General features: G+C 48.1%; 12 protein-coding genes and 1 pseudogene. 10 read left to right on the top strand and 3 right to left on the bottom strand.

Going from position 1 to position 20333, the window contains the following annotated elements:
* Positions 1–232 precede the first annotated feature (232 nt).
* From NDA06_RS16755 to NDA06_RS16780, 6 genes are all read left to right on the top strand, one after another.
* Positions 233–1768: a ferredoxin--nitrite reductase gene (locus tag NDA06_RS16755; RefSeq protein WP_190985878.1), complete on the top strand. Its 1536-nt coding sequence runs from the start codon at positions 233–235 to the stop codon at positions 1766–1768.
* An 80-nt stretch (positions 1769–1848) separates the two neighbouring features.
* Positions 1849–3183 (top strand): CmpA/NrtA family ABC transporter substrate-binding protein, encoded by a 1335-nt coding sequence (locus NDA06_RS16760; RefSeq protein WP_190440138.1) that lies wholly within the window; start codon positions 1849–1851, stop codon positions 3181–3183.
* 90 nt (positions 3184–3273) lie between these two features.
* Complete coding sequence (ntrB, locus tag NDA06_RS16765; RefSeq protein WP_190440140.1) at positions 3274–4116, top strand: nitrate ABC transporter permease; 843 nt, start codon at positions 3274–3276, stop codon at positions 4114–4116.
* A gap of 166 nt (positions 4117–4282) precedes the next feature.
* Positions 4283–6283, top strand: coding sequence for a nitrate ABC transporter ATP-binding protein (locus tag NDA06_RS16770; protein ID WP_190410258.1), 2001 nt, complete (start codon positions 4283–4285; stop codon positions 6281–6283).
* A gap of 79 nt (positions 6284–6362) precedes the next feature.
* The gene (locus NDA06_RS16775) at positions 6363–7208 is read left to right on the top strand and encodes a nitrate ABC transporter ATP-binding protein (RefSeq protein WP_190430024.1); all 846 of its coding nucleotides are present in this window, start codon (positions 6363–6365) and stop codon (positions 7206–7208) included.
* 102 nt (positions 7209–7310) lie between these two features.
* Positions 7311–9602, top strand: a complete 2292-nt coding sequence (locus NDA06_RS16780) for a nitrate reductase (protein WP_190985877.1) — start codon at positions 7311–7313, stop codon at positions 9600–9602.
* 273 nt (positions 9603–9875) lie between these two features.
* On the opposite strand, the gene NDA06_RS16785 is transcribed toward NDA06_RS16780, so the two are convergent.
* Positions 9876–10817: a DUF5996 family protein gene (locus tag NDA06_RS16785; protein WP_190985876.1), complete on the bottom strand. Its 942-nt coding sequence runs from the start codon at positions 10815–10817 to the stop codon at positions 9876–9878.
* Positions 10818–10976: 159 nt separating this feature from the next.
* Here NDA06_RS16785 and NDA06_RS16790 point away from each other — a divergent pair.
* The 3 genes and pseudogenes from NDA06_RS16790 to NDA06_RS16800 all read left to right on the top strand — a co-directional run bounded on the left by NDA06_RS16790 (position 10977) and on the right by NDA06_RS16800 (position 12658).
* Positions 10977–11132, top strand: a pseudogene (locus tag NDA06_RS16790) (DUF4351 domain-containing protein).
* A gap of 13 nt (positions 11133–11145) precedes the next feature.
* A complete protein-coding gene (locus NDA06_RS16795) occupies positions 11146–11985 on the top strand; it encodes a M28 family peptidase (RefSeq protein ID WP_190535916.1) in 840 nt (279 codons plus the stop codon).
* 73 nt (positions 11986–12058) lie between these two features.
* Positions 12059–12658: a metalloregulator ArsR/SmtB family transcription factor gene (locus tag NDA06_RS16800; protein ID WP_190535918.1), complete on the top strand. Its 600-nt coding sequence runs from the start codon at positions 12059–12061 to the stop codon at positions 12656–12658.
* 47 nt (positions 12659–12705) lie between these two features.
* On the opposite strand, the gene NDA06_RS16805 is transcribed toward NDA06_RS16800, so the two are convergent.
* The gene (locus NDA06_RS16805) at positions 12706–14688 is read right to left on the bottom strand and encodes an alpha-amylase family glycosyl hydrolase (RefSeq protein WP_190985875.1); all 1983 of its coding nucleotides are present in this window, start codon (positions 14686–14688) and stop codon (positions 12706–12708) included.
* 129 nt (positions 14689–14817) lie between these two features.
* Positions 14818–15747 (bottom strand): ribonuclease D, encoded by a 930-nt coding sequence (locus tag NDA06_RS16810; protein WP_190985874.1) that lies wholly within the window; start codon positions 15745–15747, stop codon positions 14818–14820.
* Positions 15748–15996: 249 nt separating this feature from the next.
* On the opposite strand from NDA06_RS16810, the gene NDA06_RS16815 reads away from it, so the two are divergent.
* Complete coding sequence (locus NDA06_RS16815) at positions 15997–19725, top strand: hydantoinase B/oxoprolinase family protein (RefSeq protein ID WP_190985873.1); 3729 nt, start codon at positions 15997–15999, stop codon at positions 19723–19725.
* Positions 19726–20333: the final 608 nt, after the last annotated feature.

The following is a 20333-nucleotide window of genomic DNA, read 5'->3' on the forward strand; positions in this document are numbered from 1 at the left end:
CCAAAACCCCTCGCTACAAGAATTTCTTATGTAAATCATTAATCCTCCTTAAGGGGGATGTCATGACTAAATGGCATCCGATCGATGCAAAAACTTCATTTGTATTAACATTTTGTAATTTCTTATACGAATTTCACAGTTGAGTTTGCATAACTTATCATCAACGAGCAATTGACAAACACAAGATTATCCGTTTGCGGGCATTCGAGCGCCACGTAATGAGGACACACCCATGACAAGCACAGCCACGCCCACAGCAAGTCTTAATAAATTTGAAAAATTCAAAGCAGAGAAAGATGGTCTGGCGGTAAAGGCAGAAATTGAACATTTTGCCCAGGTTGGCTGGGAGGCGATGGACGAAACAGACCGCGACCACCGACTCAAGTGGGTAGGGATTTTCTTCAGACCCGTTACGCCCGGAAAATTTATGATGCGGATGCGGATGCCCAGCGGTATCCTCACCAGCGATCAAATGCGAATGCTCGCCGAGATTGTGCAGCGTTACGGCGAAGATGGCAGCGGCGACATCACCACCCGGCAAAATATCCAACTGCGGGGAGTCCGAATCGAGGATGTGCCAGAAATTTTCCGACGGTTAGAGCGAGTCGGGATGACCAGCATTCAGTCGGGGATGGATAACGTCCGCAACATCACGGGTTCGCCAGTTGCGGGGATTGATGCGGATGAATTGTTTGATACGCGAAGTCTGGTGCAGCAAGTCCAGGACATGATTACGAATCATGGGGAAGGCAACAAAGCTTTCAGCAATCTGCCCCGGAAATTCAATATTGCGATCGCGGGTTGTCGCGACAACTCGGTTCACGCTGAAATCAACGACCTTGCTTTCGTCCCCGCCTACAAAGAGGGCGTCTTTGGGTTTAATGTCCTCGTCGGTGGTTTGTTCTCTGCCAAGCGGTGCGATGCTGCCATTCCCCTGAATGCTTGGGTGCATCCTGATGATGTTGTCGAAGTATGCCGAGCCGTTTTAGAAGTTTTTCGCGATCGCGGTCCCCGATCGAATCGGCACAAGGCACGGCTGATGTGGCTGATTGATGAATTGGGGTTAGGCCAATTCCGAGCCTTGGTAGAAGAATATCTAGAGAAGCCTCTCCAACCAGCCGCCGAAAAAGACGAAATTGACTGGGAAAAGCGCGACCACATCGGCGTGTACCCCCAAAAGCAACCCGGCTTAAACTACGTCGGCTTACACGTTCCCGTGGGGCGTCTCTATGCCCAGGATATGTTTGACCTGGCTCGGATGGCTGAAGTTTACGGCAACGGCGAAATGCGGTTCACCGTTGAGCAAAATGTCATCATCCCGAATATTCCCGACTCGCGCTTAGACGCCTGCTTAGCCGAACCCCTGCTAGAACGATTCTCCATCAATCCCGCTCCCTTAGCGCGATCGCTAGTCTCCTGCACCGGATCGCAGTTCTGCAACTTTGCCTTAATTGAAACTAAAAACCGTGCCCTGGCAACGATTGAAGAACTGGGAGCAGAATTATCTCTAACTAAACCCGTGCGGATTCACTGGACTGGTTGCCCCAACTCCTGCGGTCAGCCTCAAGTAGCCGACATCGGTTTGATGGGGACAAAAGTTCGCAAAAACGGCAAAACCTTAGAAGGTGTCGATCTTTACATGGGAGGCACAGTTGGTAAAGAAGCCCATTTGGGTACCTGCGTCCAGAAAAGCATTCCCTGCGAAGACCTCAAACCTGTATTGCGGAATTTATTGATCGAACAGTTTGGGGCGACTCCTCGCTTCTAGGAGTTGCAAAGAAGCTTTTAGCGACTCCCTACCACTAATTCCCGACTACGTACCACCGAGTTACCACTTCCAAGAGAAATATGAGCAGAGTTTCTAGACGGCAATTTATCATTACAGCAGGCGCAGCCACAGCCGGAAGCTTGCTAGCTCATGGCTGTAGTTCCGGCCCGACCGATAGCGCCAAGTCCGCTTCAAAATCCTCCCCCGTTGCCACCAGCACGGCAGCCAACGCGCCGAAAGTAGAAACAACCACCGCCAAGCTAGGATTTATTGCTCTAACGGATTCCGCGCCCCTAGTTGTAGCCCAGGAAAAAGGGTTGTTTGCCAAATACGGCATGACAGAGGTTGAGGTTGTCAAGCAAGCTTCCTGGCCCGTCACCCGCGATAACTTGGAGCTAGGCACAGCCGGTAACGCCGGTGGCATTGATGGGGCGCATATTTTATCCCCCATGCCTTACTTTATGAGCTTGGGACAAACCAAGAACAAGCAGCCAGTGCCGATGTACATCCTGGCGCGGTTGAATACCAATGGTCAAGCAATTTCTGTTGCCAATACTTACAAAGAATCCAAAGTCGGCTTAGACAGCAAAGGACTTAAAGAAGCCTTTACCAAAGCTGGGGGCAAAAATGACTTCAAGGCAGCTATTACCTATCCTGGTGGCACCCACGACCTCTGGATGCGCTACTGGTTAGCCGCAGGCGGCATCGATCCAAACAAGGATATTTCTACAGTCCCCGTACCACCGCCTCAGATGGTGGCGAATATGAAAACGGGCAACATGGAAGCCTTCTGTGTAGGCGAACCGTGGAACGCCCAGCTGGTGAACCAAGGGCAGGGTTACACCGCTTTGGTAACGGGAGAACTGTGGAAAGACCATCCCGAAAAAGCTTTTGCGATGCGGGCTGATTGGGTAGATAAAAATCCCAATTCTGCCAAAGCGCTGCTAATGGCAATCCAAGAAGCCCAGCAGTGGTGCGATAAGGCAGAAAACAAAGAAGAGATGTGCCAAATTGTCTCCCAAGCAAAATGGTTTAAAGTCCCAGCCAAAGATATTATCGAACGCTCCAAAGGCAACATTGACTACGGCGATGGTCGCCCGGTCGTGCAGAATAGTCCGCTACTGATGAAGTTCTGGTCCGATAACGCTTCTTATCCCTACAAGAGTCACGACACCTGGTTCCTAACTGAAAACATCCGTTGGGGGAATATTCCTGCTGACACCAACATTAAAGAACTTGTTGACAAAGTGAACCGGGAAGACCTCTGGAAAGAGGCAGCCAAAGCACTAGGAGTTCCTGCTTCAGAAATTCCGACTAGCAGTTCTCGCGGTGTTGAAACATTCTTTGATGGCGTCAAATTTGACCCCGAAAAGCCAGAGGAATACTTGAAGAGTCTCAAGATTAAGAAGGCATAAATCGCGAATAGCGAATAGTTCCAGAGGAATCGGCTATTCGCTGTTCGCTAGCCAATGACGAATCAATATGATTAACAATTAGGAGCGAGAATGACCGCTAGAACTGAGAATCGCCTTTCAAGTAATAATCCCCAGAAGTTAATCGGAACCTTCTTTCAGAAGAAACTTAAACATATTGTGCCACCGCTGCTAGCACTTGCAGCTTTTATGATCCTTTGGCAAATCCTCTGCCCTCCGGGTTCTAAAGGTTTGCCAGGGCCAATCCAAGTACTAAGAGAAACTTGGAATCCCTATATTATCAATCCATTTTTTGATAATGGCGGTACGGATAAAGGCTTGGCGTTGCAAATTTTCGCCAGTTTACAACGGGTAGCGATTGGCTTCTCTCTGTCTACCTTAGTTGGGATTGGGTTGGGGATTTTGATTGGTACCAATCAGTTTACTTACCGCGCTTTAGACCCCCTCTTTCAGGTTCTGCGTACCATTCCCCCTCTGGCATGGCTACCGATTTCTCTGGCAGCATTTCAACAAAGTAATCCCTCAGCTATTTTCGTGATTTTTATCACGTCGATATGGCCCATTATTATTAACACCACGGTGGGAGTACAGCAAATTCCTCAAGATTACCGAAACGTTGCCAGAGTGTTGCGGCTTTCTAAGCAGAAGTATTTCTTTAAGATTCTCTTTCCCGCAGCGGTTCCTTATATCTTTACTGGACTGAGGATTGGTATTGGTTTGTCTTGGCTGGCAATTGTTGCGGCTGAAATGCTAGTCGGCGGCGTGGGAATTGGTTTCTTCATCTGGGACGCTTACAACAACTCTTTACTGAGCCAAATTATTCTCGCACTTGTGTATGTCGGTGTTGTTGGTTTGCTGCTAGATAGGCTAGTAGGCTTCGTCGCCTCCAAAGTTGTACCAGAGGAACAGAAGTAAGGACTGAGGACTGAGTAGCAAGTATTTAAGTAAACTCTTCGCCCTTAACTTCTCAACTCATCCTCAATCCTTATCCCTGACTCCTCTTTTAGTTCCTTCTCTCAGTCCTCAGCCCTCATACCTCAGTCCTCACTTCTCTCAGTCCTCATACCTCAGCCCTATTGCTATGTCTGTCTTTGTAGAAATTGACCATGTTGACCGGGTGTACTCGCTTGCCAATGGCGGTACTTATGTGGCACTCAAGAATATTGACCTGAAAATCAAACAAGGTGAATTTGTTTCTTTAATTGGACATTCTGGATGCGGCAAATCAACCCTGCTAAATATGGTGGCTGGTCTAGATAGACCGACGAGTGGGGGTGTGATTTTAGAAGGGCGACAGGTGACTTCGCCGGGACCAGACCGAATGGTCGTGTTCCAAAATTATTCGCTGCTTCCCTGGCTCACCGTGCGGGAAAACATCGCTCTGGGGGTAGATGAAGTATTACAGGATCGGCCCAGAGGTGAGCGCAAGGGGATTGTGGAGCATCACATCGATTTGGTGGGATTGCGGCACGCTGCGGATAAACGACCCGGTCAGCTATCGGGGGGAATGAGACAGCGGGTAGCGATCGCGCGTGCCCTCGCCCTTCGTCCCAAGTTGCTGCTACTCGATGAACCGTTCGGGGCGCTGGATGCTTTGACACGAGGCGGCTTGCAAGAAAAGTTGATGCAAATCTGCCAGGAAAGCAAAGTCACCGCGATCATGGTGACGCACGATGTGGACGAAGCGCTGCTACTGTCTGACCGAATTGTGATGCTGACCAACGGCCCAGATGCCCATATCGGACAGATTCTGGACGTTCCCATCCCTCGCCCACGCAAGCGCATGGAGGTCGTCAATCATCCCAGCTACTACGGCTTGCGGAATGAGATGATTTACTTCCTCAACCAGCAGAAAAAAGCCAAGCAGCGCAAAGCAACGCAACCGGCGGTGGTTGCCCGGAATGGGTTGGAGAAAGTCAATCTGGAAATTGGCTTTATTCCCCTAACTGACTGCGCCCCTTTAGTGGTGGCAAAAGAAAAAGGTTTCTTCGCCAAGCACGGGTTAGAAGATGTGACGCTGAATCGCGAACCCAGTTGGAAAGCGATCGCGCAAGGGGTGGCGACGGGACGCCTAGACGCTGCCCAGATGGTTGCCGGAATGCCGATGGCAATGACCTTGGGAGCCGATGGCCCGCCACTGCCCGTGTGTACGGCGATGACTTTATCGCGCAATGGCAATGCGATTACCTTCAGTAAGGATTTGTACGATCGCGGCGTTCGCACCTTGGCAGATTTCAAGGAAGCGATCGCGCAAACTCCCGACAAGATCCATACGCTCGGAGTGGTGCATCCTGCCTCTATGCACAACATGATGCTGCGCTACTGGCTGGCAAGTGGCGGCATCGATCCCGACCGAGATGTCAGTTTGACGGTGATTCCACCCGCCCAGATGGTCGCCAATCTGAAATCTGGAAGTATTGATGGCTACTGTGTCGGCGAACCTTGGAACTCTCGCGCCGTTCATGAAAAACTCGGTTTTGTCATCGCCACCGATATGGAGTTGTGGGCGGGACATCCGGAGAAGGTACTCGGATGCCAGGAAGAATGGGCAAATAAGTACCCGCAAACTCATATCGCATTGATAAAAGCGCTTTTGGAAGCTTGCGAATACTGCGATGACCGACGCAATCGGGAAGAAATTGTCAACTTACTGTGTCAGCCGCAATACATCGGCTCCGCCCCAGAATACACCCGTCCCGGCTTTATCGATCCCTACATTCGCGGGACGGGCGCAGCACCCGAACAGATGTTGCGTTATAACCAGTTCTTTGTCGATAAAGCGAACTTTCCAGAACCGGAGGAAGGACTGTGGGTGATGACTCAGCTAGCACGATGGGGAATTGTTCCGTTCCCCAAAAACTGGCTAGAAATTCAAGAACGAGTGCGGCGCATCGATGTATTTAGGGAAGCGGCGCGGGAACTCGGCTTAATGGATATCGGACGCGATCGCGCACCCATGCAAATGTTTGATGGCACCATTTTCAATCCCGACGATCCCATTAAGTACCTCAATAGCTTGGAAATTAAGCGTCCAATTCGTATCGAAGAGATTAACATCGACCCCTTAGTTGCGAGTCGTTAGTAATCAGTCATTAGCCATTCGCTAATGGAACTATGGCAAGAACAATTCGCGATTAGCGATTAACAACCTTCACCTCCCCATGCACACTTTGAACAACACTGGCGTCGTCACCCAACTAACCCAAGAAACCGTCAACCGCGACCCGTTTTTGGTCATTGAAGACGTTTCCAAGGTTTATCCCACTCCTACCGGACCGTATACCGTTCTAGATGGGGTAAACCTCACCGTCTATGAAGGCGAATTTATCTGCCTGATCGGTCACTCTGGTTGCGGCAAATCCACCCTGTTAAACATGGTGTCAGGTTTCAATAAGCCAACTGACGGTGAAGTGCGCCTGGAAACCCTGAAAATCCGCGAACCCGGCCCAGACCGGATGATGGTATTCCAGAATTATTGCTTGCTTCCCTGGCTGACTGCCTTCGAGAACGTTTACCTAGCAGTGGATTCTGTTTATCCTGGCAAACCCCGGTCAGAAAAAGTCACCATCGTTCGGGATCACCTCGCAATGGTGGGGCTGACTGAAGCAGCAGATAAAAAACCATCTCAGCTGTCTGGAGGGATGAAACAGCGAGTCGCGATCGCGCGTGCCCTCTCGATTCGTCCTAAAGTATTAATTCTGGATGAGCCATTCGGCGCTTTAGATGCCATCACCAAGGAAGAATTACAAGAGGAACTGCTGACCATCTGGCGCGAACATCAAGTTACTGTCTTGATGATTACCCACGACATCGACGAAGCACTCTTCCTAGCAGATCGGCTGGTGATGATGACCAACGGGCCATCGGCAAACATCGGTGAAGTTTTGAAAATTCCCTTCGCCCGCCCCCGGAATCGCGCCCGGATTATGGAAGACCCGGAATATTACAACCTGCGGAACTACGCCCTCGACTTTCTGTTCAACCGATTTGCTCATGATGATGATTAGTCATCGCTTGTTAGGTATTATCCAATGGGTAATCCCCAACAAGCGATGAAAGTATGGCTAATCGCAATTAGCAATTAGCAATTAGCAACGGACGACTGACGAATGACAACTGACAGTACAAAAACCCTTTGCCCTTACTGCGGCGTCGGCTGTGGATTGGAGGTGACACCTCCAGCGCAAGCCGGTAAGCCAACGCATCGGGATGCTCAAGGGAATCCCATCTGGAAAGTGCAGGGCGATCGCGCGCACCCTTCCAGTCACGGGATGGTGTGTGTCAAAGGTGCTACCGTTGCCGAGTCCCTTTCCAAAGACCGCCTTCTCCATCCGATGATCCGCGACTCCCTGGATGAACCTTTCCGCCGCGCCACCTGGGAGGAAGCCTTGGATCTCGTCGCGAGCAAGATTCAAAACGTTCTGGCAACTCAAGGATCGGACGCCGTGTGTATGTACGGCTCCGGGCAACTGCAAACTGAAGATTACTACGTTGCTCAGAAACTACTCAAAGGGTGTCTGGGCACGAATAATTTTGATTCCAACTCGCGCTTGTGTATGTCCTCCGCCGTTGCGGGTTATATGCAAAGCTTTGGTTCGGATGGCCCCCCTTGCTGCTACGAAGATTTAGACTTAACCGACTGTGCTTTTATCATCGGCAGCAACACCGCCGACTGTCATCCCATCATTTTTAACCGCCTGCGGAAACACCACAAGAAAAATTCTCACGTCAAAATGATTGTGGTCGATCCGCGCCGGACGAACACGGCTGAGGCAGCAGATTTGCACTTAGCGATTCGCTCAGGCACCGATATGGATCTACTCAATGGCATCGCTCACCTGCTGATGCGTTGGGGCGCAATTGATACTTATTTCATAGAGGACTGCACGACGAATTTTCCAGCTTTTGCAGAAGTCATCCAGCACTATCCACCGGAAGTGGTCGCCGAACGATGCGGTATTTCCATCTCTGACCTGGAAACAGCAGCTCGATACTGGTCACAGTCGAAGCGCGTGCTGTCTCTGTGGTCGATGGGCGTGAATCAGTCTTCTGAAGGCACTGCCAAGGTGCGAACGATCGTGAATCTGCACCTGATGACGGCTCAGATTGGCAAACCCGGTGCAGGGCCGTTTTCGCTGACGGGTCAACCGAATGCGATGGGCGGTCGGGAAACCGGCGGTCTTTGCCACATTCTGCCCGGATATCGAGTGGTCAAAAATCCCCAACATCGAGCGGAACTTGAAGCGTTTTGGCAACTCCCCGCCGGACAAATTTCGCCCTATCCGGGTCGCACGGCGTGGGACATTATCACGGGTTTGGAAACCGGAGATGTGGGCGTTCTCTGGATTGCCGCTACGAACCCGGCTGTCAGTTTACCTGACTTGGAACGTGCGAAAGCCGCATTGCAGCGATCGCCTTTTACGGTCTATCAAGACGCCTACTACCCCACTGAAACCGCCGCCTTTGCTCACGTTTTGCTCCCGGCGGCGCAGTGGAGCGAGAAAACTGGCACGATGACTAACTCCGAGCGAGTGGTCACGCTGTGTCAGGCATTTCGCACTCCCCCAGGAGAAGCCAAACCCGATTGGCAAATATTTACAGAAGTCGCACGGCGCTTAGGTTTTGCTGAAAAATTTCCCTACGAGACGCCAGCGTCTATCTATGCCGAATATGTGAAGTTGACACGCGATCGCGTCTGTGATATGAGCGGCATTAGTCACGAACGACTGGCGCAAGAAGGTCCGCTTCAGTGGCCCTGTCCCGATCGTAGTTTTGATACCCCAAGTTTGAGTTCTCCGTTAAACTCTTCAACTCAAAACTCAAAATGTGCTACGCATCGCTACGCTAACAAAACTCAAAACTCAAAACGGCTTTACACGGATTTTCACTTTCCGACGCCGGATGGACGGGCGCGGTTTGGAGCCTATCATTCGCGGGGGCTGGCAGAACCGCCCGATCCCAATTATCCTTTTGTTCTGACGACGGGCAGACTTTACGGACACTGGCACACCCAAACCCGTACCGGACGAATTGATAAAATTCGGCAGATGCACCCGCAGCCATTCATTGAAATTCATCCCCGCGATGCGGCTTCTCTGAAGATTCAGGAAAATGATTGGGTGGAAGTGCGAACCCGTCGGGGCACGGCGCGATTCCCTGCCAGAGTCACCAAGGCGATCGCTCCCGGTGTTACCTTTGTCCCCATGCACTGGGGCGCTCTTTGGGCGGATGGTGCCGAAGCGAACGTCCTCACCCATGCCGAATCTTGTCCCGAATCACTGCAACCGGAACTGAAAGCTTGTGCGGTGCAACTGGTGCCCTTGACTGCTGAAAAAGTTGACTCTGAGTATCTACTCCAGCCTACTCAGTCCAAGGCTTTTTCCTCCGCTTTGTCTGTTTAAAATTGCCCCTAAGCTGAGGTAATTTATTCTCAATTCTGGCGTTTGAAATTCAATTTTTTTAGGCTAAAAAAGGGGGACGGCATTACCGTATCCCTTTTTTTATCAATCACGTCGGTCTGCTCTCCAGTGAGAAGATTGGGGCGAGGCGCGGTTGGATTTCTTCTCTTGTCAATAATTAGATCGCCTGGTGATACCAATTCTCTATGAAGTGACGCGGAAAAAAGCACAGATAGTGTCATCCCATATACCAATAGAAGCGATCGCAGACTCACTTTATTCACTTGCTACTGGAATATCTTCCAACGCAGCTCGCTCCCAATCTCCCAAATTCGCCCCTGCCTCATAAGTGCTTTGTAGGAATTGCAGCACGGCTGTATCTGGATCGTCTGCTTGTCGCACCGCCTCATAGGGCAGGACAAATTCTTGCAGCTCCGGGCTATAGAATGCAGACTGTGGTTGAATTGGATAATCCTTAAATCCTCTTGGTGTTGGGTAGGCGTAGGCATAAAATAAGGCTTCTGTTGAACCACCCCCAAACCAAAAACCACAACTGCTGACTTCATGGGAATAAGCCTCTCGCGTTACCCAATCTGCCATGTTGGGTACACCTTCTGGATGTTCGGGTGCCCTTCGTCCCGAAAAGCGAGTCACAGCCAGATCGAAACTGCCCCAGAAAAAATGGACAGGACTGCACTTTCCAATATAGTGGGAGCGAAACACCGTCATGATGCGATTGGCTTGTACCAGAATTTGCCAGAAGCGTTGAGCAGATTCCGGATTGTAAGCATGATGTTGATGGTCTTGCTCAAAGGGAATCGCATCGGCAATTTCTTGGGGCATTGTCCAGATTTGCACTTCGATACCGAGATCCTTCAGGGTGTTCATCACTTCCTGATAAAAATCAGCCACCGAGCGAGGAGCAAGTGCCAGACTTTTGGTTGTACCTTCGCTTGTCTCGATTTTGAGTTGGTGAGCGAGAAAATCAAAGGTGATTTGAAAGCTACGTGTTCCGTTAGGAATTGAACCACTGGTAAGTCCTGGGGTGGTGACATACAGCGTCGAGTGCCACCAATGGTTGATTTTCGGGGCTAATGCTAACCGGATTTTACCAATAATTTGTGTCCACAAATGCAGCGTTTGATAGGTATCTTGCCAAGCTGAGAGTGACAAAGGGAGCCAAACAGCGTTCGATGAGCGGTGAGCGGAAGTCGTCATCAGATGAATCTCCATGCTCAGGATTGGCGGTAGATACTATAAACAGTATCAGGCTTTGAAAAAGATTTGATTAGCCAATTATTTAGAGAGGAGATTATGCAAGGTTCGGTAATTTATCAAAATATCCGCCAAAAGTGACAGCAATGAGAAAGGGTAGCATTGATTATGCATCAGCTTACCCGTCGGTTTGGCGCGATCGCTCCCGAACTACAAACTAGAATTCAGCAATTATCCATTCCCCAGTAAGAAGATTTGGGCGAGGCGCTGTTGGATTTCTCCTCTGTAAATGATTTGAGCGCTTGGTTAGAAACTTAGGAGCAATAGACAATTGGATTTAAAAGAAAACTTGCGATCGCATCTCACCCAGATAGTACGCGATCGCGACCCTTATCTCGCCAGTTCGGGGCATTTCTACGTACAGCATTACATCCGCGAACAACTGCAACAATGGGGAACTGTAGAAACCCACGAGTTCAGCATTCGCGGTCAAAATCATCAGAATCTCATTCTGAATCTACCAGCGGCGACAAATAATCAGAAGCCACCGATTCTTATTGGCGCACATTATGACGCTGCACCTGGAACCCCAGGCGCAGATGATAATGCCACGGGTGTCGCCGCGCTATTGGAATTGGCGAGAATTTTCGCAGCAGAACCTGCAAAATACCCGGTGCGATTGGTTGCTTTTGATATGGAAGAATACGGGATGCTAGGGAGTCAGCAATATGCATCTGATTTAAAGCAACAAGGACAATCACTTCGTTTGATGCTTTCCTTAGAAATGCTGGGATATTGCAACTCCGCCCCTGGTTCGCAACGCTATCCGGCCGGATTAGAACGTTTTTACCCAAATCGGGGTGATTACATTGCTTTGATTGGCAATTTACCGAGCATTCCCGATCTAATTCACCTGAGTCGCAACATTCGTAAAGTTGGAGTTCCAAGCGAATGGTTGCCGGTGCCGAATAAAGGTTTAATCGTCAGCTCAACGCGACTGAGCGATCATTCGCCCTTCTGGGATTTAGGCTATAAAGCAATGATGGTGACAGATACAGCATTTATGCGAAATCCCCATTACCATCAACCGAGCGACACCATAGAAACCCTGGATTTAAACTTTCTGACCGGCGTCTGTCGCGGTTTGGCTTCCGGTATTAGCCGTCTGTGAAAGATGACTTGCATACCGCACAATTAATTAGATAAACTTCTAGTTAGATATGTATCTAATTAGAAGTAAAACGATGGAAAAAGCGGAATTTCAAACCCTGCTACGCTTCTTCAAGGTTCTCGCTGACGAAAGCCGATTGAAGATTTTGGGGATTCTGGCGAATCGGGAATGCAGCGTCGAAGAATTAGCCGCGATTGTGAAACTGAAGGAGCCGACTGTCTCCCATCATTTGGGTAAACTGAAAGAACTCAATTTGGTGAATATGCGCCCTGACGGCAATACTCATTTGTATCGACTCAATAGCGAGGCGCTGCAAAACTTTAGCAAAGAGATTTTCACTCCAGATAACATGGCTTCTCTCGTCGAAGATGTAGAAGGGGAAGCATGGGAGAGCAAGGTATTGAAGAACTTTTTTGAGGAGATTAGCGAAGCGGGATGCGATCGCGTCCTTCGCTTGAAAGAAATTCCTGCCAGTCGTAAAAAACGCCAAGTGATTCTCAAGTGGTTGGCAAACCAATTTGAAATCGGGATTAATTACCCAGAACTTCAGGTGAATGAAATCATCAAGCGCCACCATCCTGACTCCGCCACTCTGCGACGAGAGTTGATAGCTTCTAAACTGATGCAGCGGGAAAATGGTGTGTATTGGCGTTTAGAGACCAGTATTGAGTAAGTAGGGACACGACACTGCCGTGTCTCTACCTCTGAGGGTGAATAAGTTTAAACTAGCGCGTAAACCTTCGCTTCCCACGGGAAGATGCCTTCTCTGCCTACCCATTCAGCAGGAACCATACGATCTTGCGCGATCTCTTTCCACTGTTTACCTGCCGGAGTTGCAGGCCAATTAGGTATTTTATACTCAGAACCTGGAGGGGTCCCGTACTCAGAGAAATTCGCCACCACAATCACTAATCGATCGTCTTTGCCTCGCTGCCAGACGATAACTCGCTTACCTTCATTGAAGTCAGAATGGATAAAATGAGTGTCATTTACAGCTAAAGTATCAGAAGTAGTCCGAAACTTCACTAATCTACAAACATAATTAAAAATACGCTGTCGCCAATCATCTGTCAGACGGCTGTAGTTAACCGGATCAACCTGTTTTTTATGGTCATCTGAAGTTGGCAAGTCATTTTGATCGGCGAATTCATCTCCTGCCAAAATCATCGGAATCCCGACAGCAGTGAGCAAACAAACAAATGCTAGCTTGATGCGCTTTTCTGTATCAAAAACTTGATTATTATTTAGGTAGCTGTAGAAGCGTTCGTTGCCAAAGCCTCCTACATCATGGGAAGTCAGATAATTAACTGCTTGAGAACCATCTGCAAACCCTAAATTACGACAGTCAATGAGTTTGCGGACGCTCCATTCAAAGCTAGGCTCATCAGACGAATTTTGTCCTAGAATGACGCTACGGATAATATGCTTAAACTTTTCGTTCCACAACCCATCGAGACGATTCTGTGAAATTAAAGCGAGAGGTACGCTTAATTCTTCACCGACTACGAGAAATTTATCGCCGCTTCCTTCCCGTTCCTGCCAAAGCGATCGCGCATAATCTTTGAATTCCTGTAAAAAGTCATAATTGCCGATATTGTTGACGCTATCGAGGCGCAAACCATCTACCCGATAGTAATCCATCCAGTGGGCGATGTAGGCTTTCATATATTCGCGGGCAGGAACAAAACGCGATCGCGTACCTGCAAGCGGATGATACCCTTCTACCCAATAGTTGTACTTAAACAAATCACCGCCAAATCCGTCCCGATTTCCTTGTTCTGGATCGCCACTATTAAACTTGATATAAAATTCTACATAATTAACGTTGCGGTAAGGATTGTTGTAAGAAAAAGCCATTACCGCATCAACAAAAAAGCGCACGCCGTGTTGATGACAAACTTTGATGAGATTGATTAAATCAATGGAAGCCGTAGGTGCTTCTTGACCGTCCGGGCGACCTAAGTCATAATCGGCTGCAAAATAATTAGCCGTACCGTAGCCCCAATTATCTGTTTGATCGCTATCAGATGGCGGTAAAAGTTCCAAAGCATTGACACCTAATTCCACCAGATGAGCGCGGTTTTGTAAGGCGCGGACTGAGGAAAAAGTAGGTGCGATCGCTTCTTCCACAAATAGAGAAACTACGTCTCGAAAAGTTCCGTTTCCTTCTTGAATTCCCCCAGTTGAACGAATTTGAGTCCAGCGAGTGGGCAACTCGTAAATCACTAGCCGATTATTCGGTTGTAGGTTTTCTATCGTATCTCCTTCCCAGTCCGCTGTTTGCCCCTTCGGATCGCACGGAACCAGCATTTTATCTCGGTAGAGGATGACGCTAGCTGGATCTAGGTCGGACATACCCTCTTCTGAAAGGACTTTCGGTGCAGAGAAACGCCGATCCACCGTGTAAGCGGTAGGATCGGTGCAGTAGAGAATTCGATGGGTGTTGGTGTAGGGGTCAGTGTCGCGGACTTTAAACCAGTAAAAATAAACCTCTCCGTCTGTTAAATTGCAGTTTTCCGCTGGTATTTCCCAAAGTTCTGGAAAATCTGTTGATTGGATTAAGTCGAATTCTTGAAAATTTTCAAATGAGCTTGGATTATCTCCAGCGAAGTTGCCGATGTAAAGGGTTGGAGGGGGTTGAATCTCTCCTGGACGCCACAAAACGAAATGTGTCTGTTTGCGATGCAATAAATCAGGAAGCATTACAGAAACCCCTTGGATACGAAGGTTAGCTACGAGCTTTTACACACGAGAACAGACTGTTATTCCAGATAAAAGGTGAATCTCAAGACGGGAAGAAAGAGATAGTTACTTGAATTAACAGAATATTCCTTAAAATGGAATCCCATCATCCTCTTCATCTTCCTGCTCTTTGGGATTCAACCGCCAGATAGTAGTTTTCTCTTCTTCCACTGGAAGTTCCGCGATCAATTCTCCCAAGTCTTTCTGAAGATTTTGGGTTAGTGTCACCGGAAACTCTAAATCAATTCCATGAATTTCCGCCATTCTTGCCAACTGGTTAAACGGAATTTTTTTTGTAGTTCGCTCATAACTGGATAATTGGAAATATTTCGTTTCTGATAGTTCTTGTGCTTGCATCGCGGCTTTGAGCCTATTTTGGATGTGGTCAATTTCGGTATCTAGCAACTTCCATTCCTGCTCAATTTCTCGATAGCGTTGGGCTAGAGCTGTTACATCTTCCTGTTCTGGATCTGGACTACTCAATTGAGTTAATTCCAACAGTCGCTGATGCACGTGAGCCAGATAAATCGGGTCCATTTTTGCATACTGTAGCTGACTTTCTGTCAGCGGTCGCTGTCCCCAGTCGCTGCTTTGTTCGGTTTTGTCTATATTGGGAAAATAGCACAGCTTTTCTGCCAGAGTTCTCAATTGTAAATTTGGCACTGGCAATAAATAGTAAGGGATTGATTTGGCAATCTCTAAGGTGCAACTTACATTTTTAGCTTTGGTTTTCCCTAATAACTTCAGGTCATAGCTGGAATTGTGGAAGACCTTTTCAATTGCAGGATTGACCATGATTTCTTTAATAAAAATTTCTGCAATTTCAGGATTATCTAAAACATCTAAGATGCAAACGCTATCTCCGCTTACATCGGTAAAGTCATCTAATATTTGAATTAAAGAGAGTTTAGGCTTGCGAGTATTATAATCGGCAACTTCTGTATCTAAGTATAAAAGCTGACGTTTTGAATATTCATCAATTAGAACTTTAGCTTTCTCTGTTTCTGTGAAGTAAAGCATTCTCTAAAACATCCTTTTTGTAAATAAAAGTTAAATAAAAGGTTAGATTGTTTATTTTAAGTTCGGAAGTTATAGCAATTAATATTTATAAATAATCCTGCTACAAAAGCTACTTTTATATTAAAAAATATGTTTATTAAAATAGTTTTGATTTTCTTAAACTAAAACCGGACAAACTAGCAACGGTATTTATAATAAGAATTAATTAGAAAGATTTTATCATCAACATCGCGCAATTATTTTTTTATTATGCATTCCAATCTACCTTCCCACGTAAATAACCGCTGGCAATTCTGGATCGATCGGGGTGGTACGTTTACTGATATTGTGGCGCGGCGTCCGGATGGACAACTGGTGATTCATAAGCTGCTGTCGGAGAATCCCGAACGGTATACTGACGCGCCGATACAGGGAATTCGGGACATTTTGGGAATTGCGGCAGATGCACCTATTCCATCGGAACAGATTGCAGTTGTCAAGATGGGAACCACTGTGGCGACGAATGCGCTACTGGAACGCAAGGGAGATCGCACTCTTCTGGTCATTACTCAGGGATTTCGAGATGCCCTTCGCATCGGCTACCAAAATCGCCCCGATATCTTCGCCCGTCACATTGTATTGCCAGAGATGCTCTACGAGCGAGTGATTGAGGTCGAGGAACGCTACAGCGCCCAAGGCGAAGAATTAATCCCCGTAGAAACAGGATATATCACATCTCTACAAGAAGCGTACAACGACGGGATTCGCTCCTGTGCCATTGTCTTCATGCACGGCTATCGCTATCCCGAACACGAGAAACAAATAGCAGATGCAGCGCGGAAAATTGGATTTACCCAAGTCTCGGTATCGCACGAAGTTAGCCCGTTGATGAAGTTGGTGAGTCGCGGTGATACTACCGTTGTTGATGCTTATTTATCGCCTATTTTGCGGCGTTATGTAGATCGAGTTGCCAGTCAGCTAGCCAGTTTGGAATCGGAATTTTCAACTCAAAACTCTCCCCAGTTGATGTTCATGCAGTCCAACGGTGGACTTACTGATGCCCAACAGTTTCAAGGGAAAGACAGTATTTTATCTGGCCCTGCTGGGGGCATCGTCGGCGCGGTACAGACAAGCTTGATGGCGGGATTCGACAAAATTATCAGCTTTGATATGGGCGGAACTTCTACGGATGTCGCCCACTACAACGGTGAATACGAACGCACCTTTGAAACGGAAGTTGCCGGGGTACGACTGCGAACGCCGATGATGGCAATTCATACGGTTGCTGCTGGTGGCGGTTCGATTCTCTTTTTTGATGGGGCGAGGTATCGCGTGGGACCCGAATCAGCGGGGGCGAATCCGGGTCCCGCTGCCTATGGAAAAGGCGGTTCGCTGACGGTGACGGATTGCAATGTGATGGTGGGCAAGTTGCAACCGGAGTTTTTCCCGAAATTGTTTGGAGCGAACGGAGATTTGCCGCTAGATGCAGAAGTAGTGCGGCAAAAGTTTAGTCAACTGGCGGCAGAAATTGGGGACAATCGGACGCCGGAACAAGTGGCGGCTGGATTTCTCGCGATCGCAGTTGAAACAATGGCGAGTGCAATTAAAAAAATCTCTCTCCAGCGCGGTTATGACGTTTCGGAATATACTTTGTGCTGCTTTGGGGGCGCGGGGGGACAACACGCTTGTCTGATTGCCGATGCGTTGGGGATGAAGCAGGTATTTCTGCATCCCTACGCTGGCGTGTTATCGGCTTATGGTATGGGTTTGGCAGATATGCGGGTGCTGCGAGAACGGGCGGTGGAAGCACCGCTGAGTGAGGAGTTAGTGCTGAGTTTGGAGGGGATGTTAAGCCAGTTGGCAAGGGAGGGGCAGGAGGAATTAAACCGCCACGACGCCAAGGACGCAGAGGAAAGAGAGGAAGAAGAGAGAAGGGAGGATGTTGAGATTGAGGTTTTTCGGAAGGTGCATTTACGGTATGAGGGGACTGATTCGGCGCTGATTGTGGATTTTGGGGATACGGCGGCGATGAGGGGGCGGTTTGAGGAGTTGCACCGGCAGCGTTACGGCTTTGTTGTGGAAGATAAAAGGCTGATTGTAGAGGCGGTTTCGGTTGAGGTGGTGGCGAAGACAGAGAGAGTAGAGGAAGCTGTCATACAGCGTCGCAGCGATGAACTTCCCTCGCCGGTGGCAACTGTACAGATGTATGCGGCGGATCGGTGGCACGAGACGCCAGTGTATAAGCGAGAGGATTTGCAACCCGGAGACTGGATTTCTAGCCCTGCGATTATTGCCGATGCGACGGGTACGAATGTGATTGAACCCGGTTGGCAGGCACAACTAAGCGATCGCAATCATCTGATTTTGCAGCGTTCGGCAGATTTACAATTTTCAATCCAAAATCTAGAATCGAGAATCCTCAATCGTCCCGATCCGGTGATGCTGGAGATTTTCAATAATTTGTTTCGCGCGATCGCCGAACAAATGGGTATCACTCTGCAAAATACCAGTTCCTCGGTCAACATCAAAGAACGCTTAGATTTCTCCTGTGCAATTTTTGACCAACATGGGCAGTTAGTCGCCAACGCCCCCCATATTCCCGTACATTTGGGTTCTATGAGTGAAAGCGTCAAAAGTTTAATTGACGCTTGTGGCGACACGATTCAACCTGGAGATGTTTTTGCCTCAAATAATCCCTACAACGGCGGCACGCACCTACCCGATATCACCGTAATTACCCCTGTATTTGCTTCTTCTCCAGACGCAATAAATCGCGTTACAATCTCTCCTCCTACGCTTCCCCTCTTCTACGTTGCCTCGCGGGGACATCATGCAGATATTGGGGGGATTACCCCAGGTTCCATGCCTCCAAACAGCACCACAGTAGAACAAGAAGGAGTGCTACTTGATAATTTCCAACTAGGAGAGGGAGGACATTTTCGAGAAAAAGAATTGCTGGAACTGCTGGCATCCAGCGCTTATCCAGCCCGAAATCCCAGTAAAAATATTGCAGATTTGCAAGCACAAATTGCGGCGAACGAACGCGGCGTGCAGGAACTCCACAAGATGATGGAGCATTATGGTTTAGAGACTGTGCAAGCTTATATGGGCTTTGTACAGGACAATGCGGAAGAGTCGGTACGTCGGGTTATCGAAGTTCTCAAAGATGGCAGTTTCACCTGTCCTCTGGATAATGGCAGCGCGATCGCCGTTACCATCACCATCAACAAATCGACTCGCAGCGCCAAAATAGATTTTACCGGCACTTCTCCTCAGCAACCGAGTAATTTAAACGCACCAGCAGCCGTGTGCAAGGCAGCAGTATTGTATGTCTTCCGCACTTTAGTGAATGACAATATTCCCCTCAATGCGGGTTGTCTCAAACCTTTGGAAATTATTATTCCCGAAGGCTGTATGTTAAATCCGCGTTATCCTGCTGCTGTGGTGGCGGGAAATGTAGAGACTTCGCAAAACATTACCGATGCTTTGTATGGGGCGCTGGGGGTGATGGCAGCTTCCCAAGGAACGATGAATAATTTCACCTTTGGAAGCGATCGCTATCAATATTACGAAACCATCTGTGGCGGTTCCGGCGCTGGCGCTGACTTCGACGGCACCGACGCCGTACAAACTCACATGACAAACTCCCGTCTTACCGACCCAGAAGTATTGGAATGGCGATTTCCTATCCTTTTAGAAAGTTTTGCGATTCGTCCCAATAGTGGCGGGAATGGACATCATCATGGAGGGAATGGTGTTATCCGTCGCCTGCGTTTTCTTGAACCCATGACTGCTGGAATTTTATCAAGTCGTCGTGTCATTTCTCCCTTTGGTTTGCATGGTGGTGAAGCGGGTGCAGTCGGGGAAAATTATGTGCAGCGTACTGATGAAACTATAGAGGAATTAGGTAGTACAGGGGTTGTAGAAATGCAGCGTGACGATGTATTTGTTATCGAAACACCAGGAGGTGGAGGTTATGGAATTGCCAAGAATCTGTAACCTAATAATTGATACATGATAAAAGCGCGATCGCAACCCTTGACCTTTGATAGATGATTATATTCAACCCAAACAGCAAGTAGGAAAAGTAGGAAAAGTAGGGAATTATACTTAGTAATTTATTTGCTTGAATTGGGAAAACTGCTGAAATCCTTTGTTTGCAAGGCTTGTAAACGAATCGCTTAAAGCAATAAGGTTAGCGCCTATCTGTAAGTGATTCTTAATAAGGCATATTTAATTAAAGAATGCTAGTTTAGGTAGTTGACAGAACTTTATACTGCCTCCATCCAACGCTTTAGTTGAAGTACTATCTTATGAAATCAAAAAAATCAAGTACAAACTTACGGATTTTAAAGCAAATTCTCAAAAAAATTTAATTGTCCGATTCGGGCAATGTTTACTGATTCGTCTAAACACAGAGGAAGTTCTTTCTTTAGGCGGGCTAATTCGATACGACGTACACGGAGGTTCCCCTAAATCTCATTTTTCAAGGGGAACTTTGACTATATTTCCCCTCCTTTTTCTACCGTTTTGTAGCAGCGCGAATGCGATAGGCTATGCCTGCCATTATGCAGGGGTTGGTAGGAATCGAAACGGGACTTGTAAGT

This window comes from Trichocoleus sp. ST-U1 (assembly GCF_039961835.1).
Taxonomy (GTDB): Bacteria; Cyanobacteriota; Cyanobacteriia; order Cyanobacteriales; family FACHB-T130; genus FACHB-T130.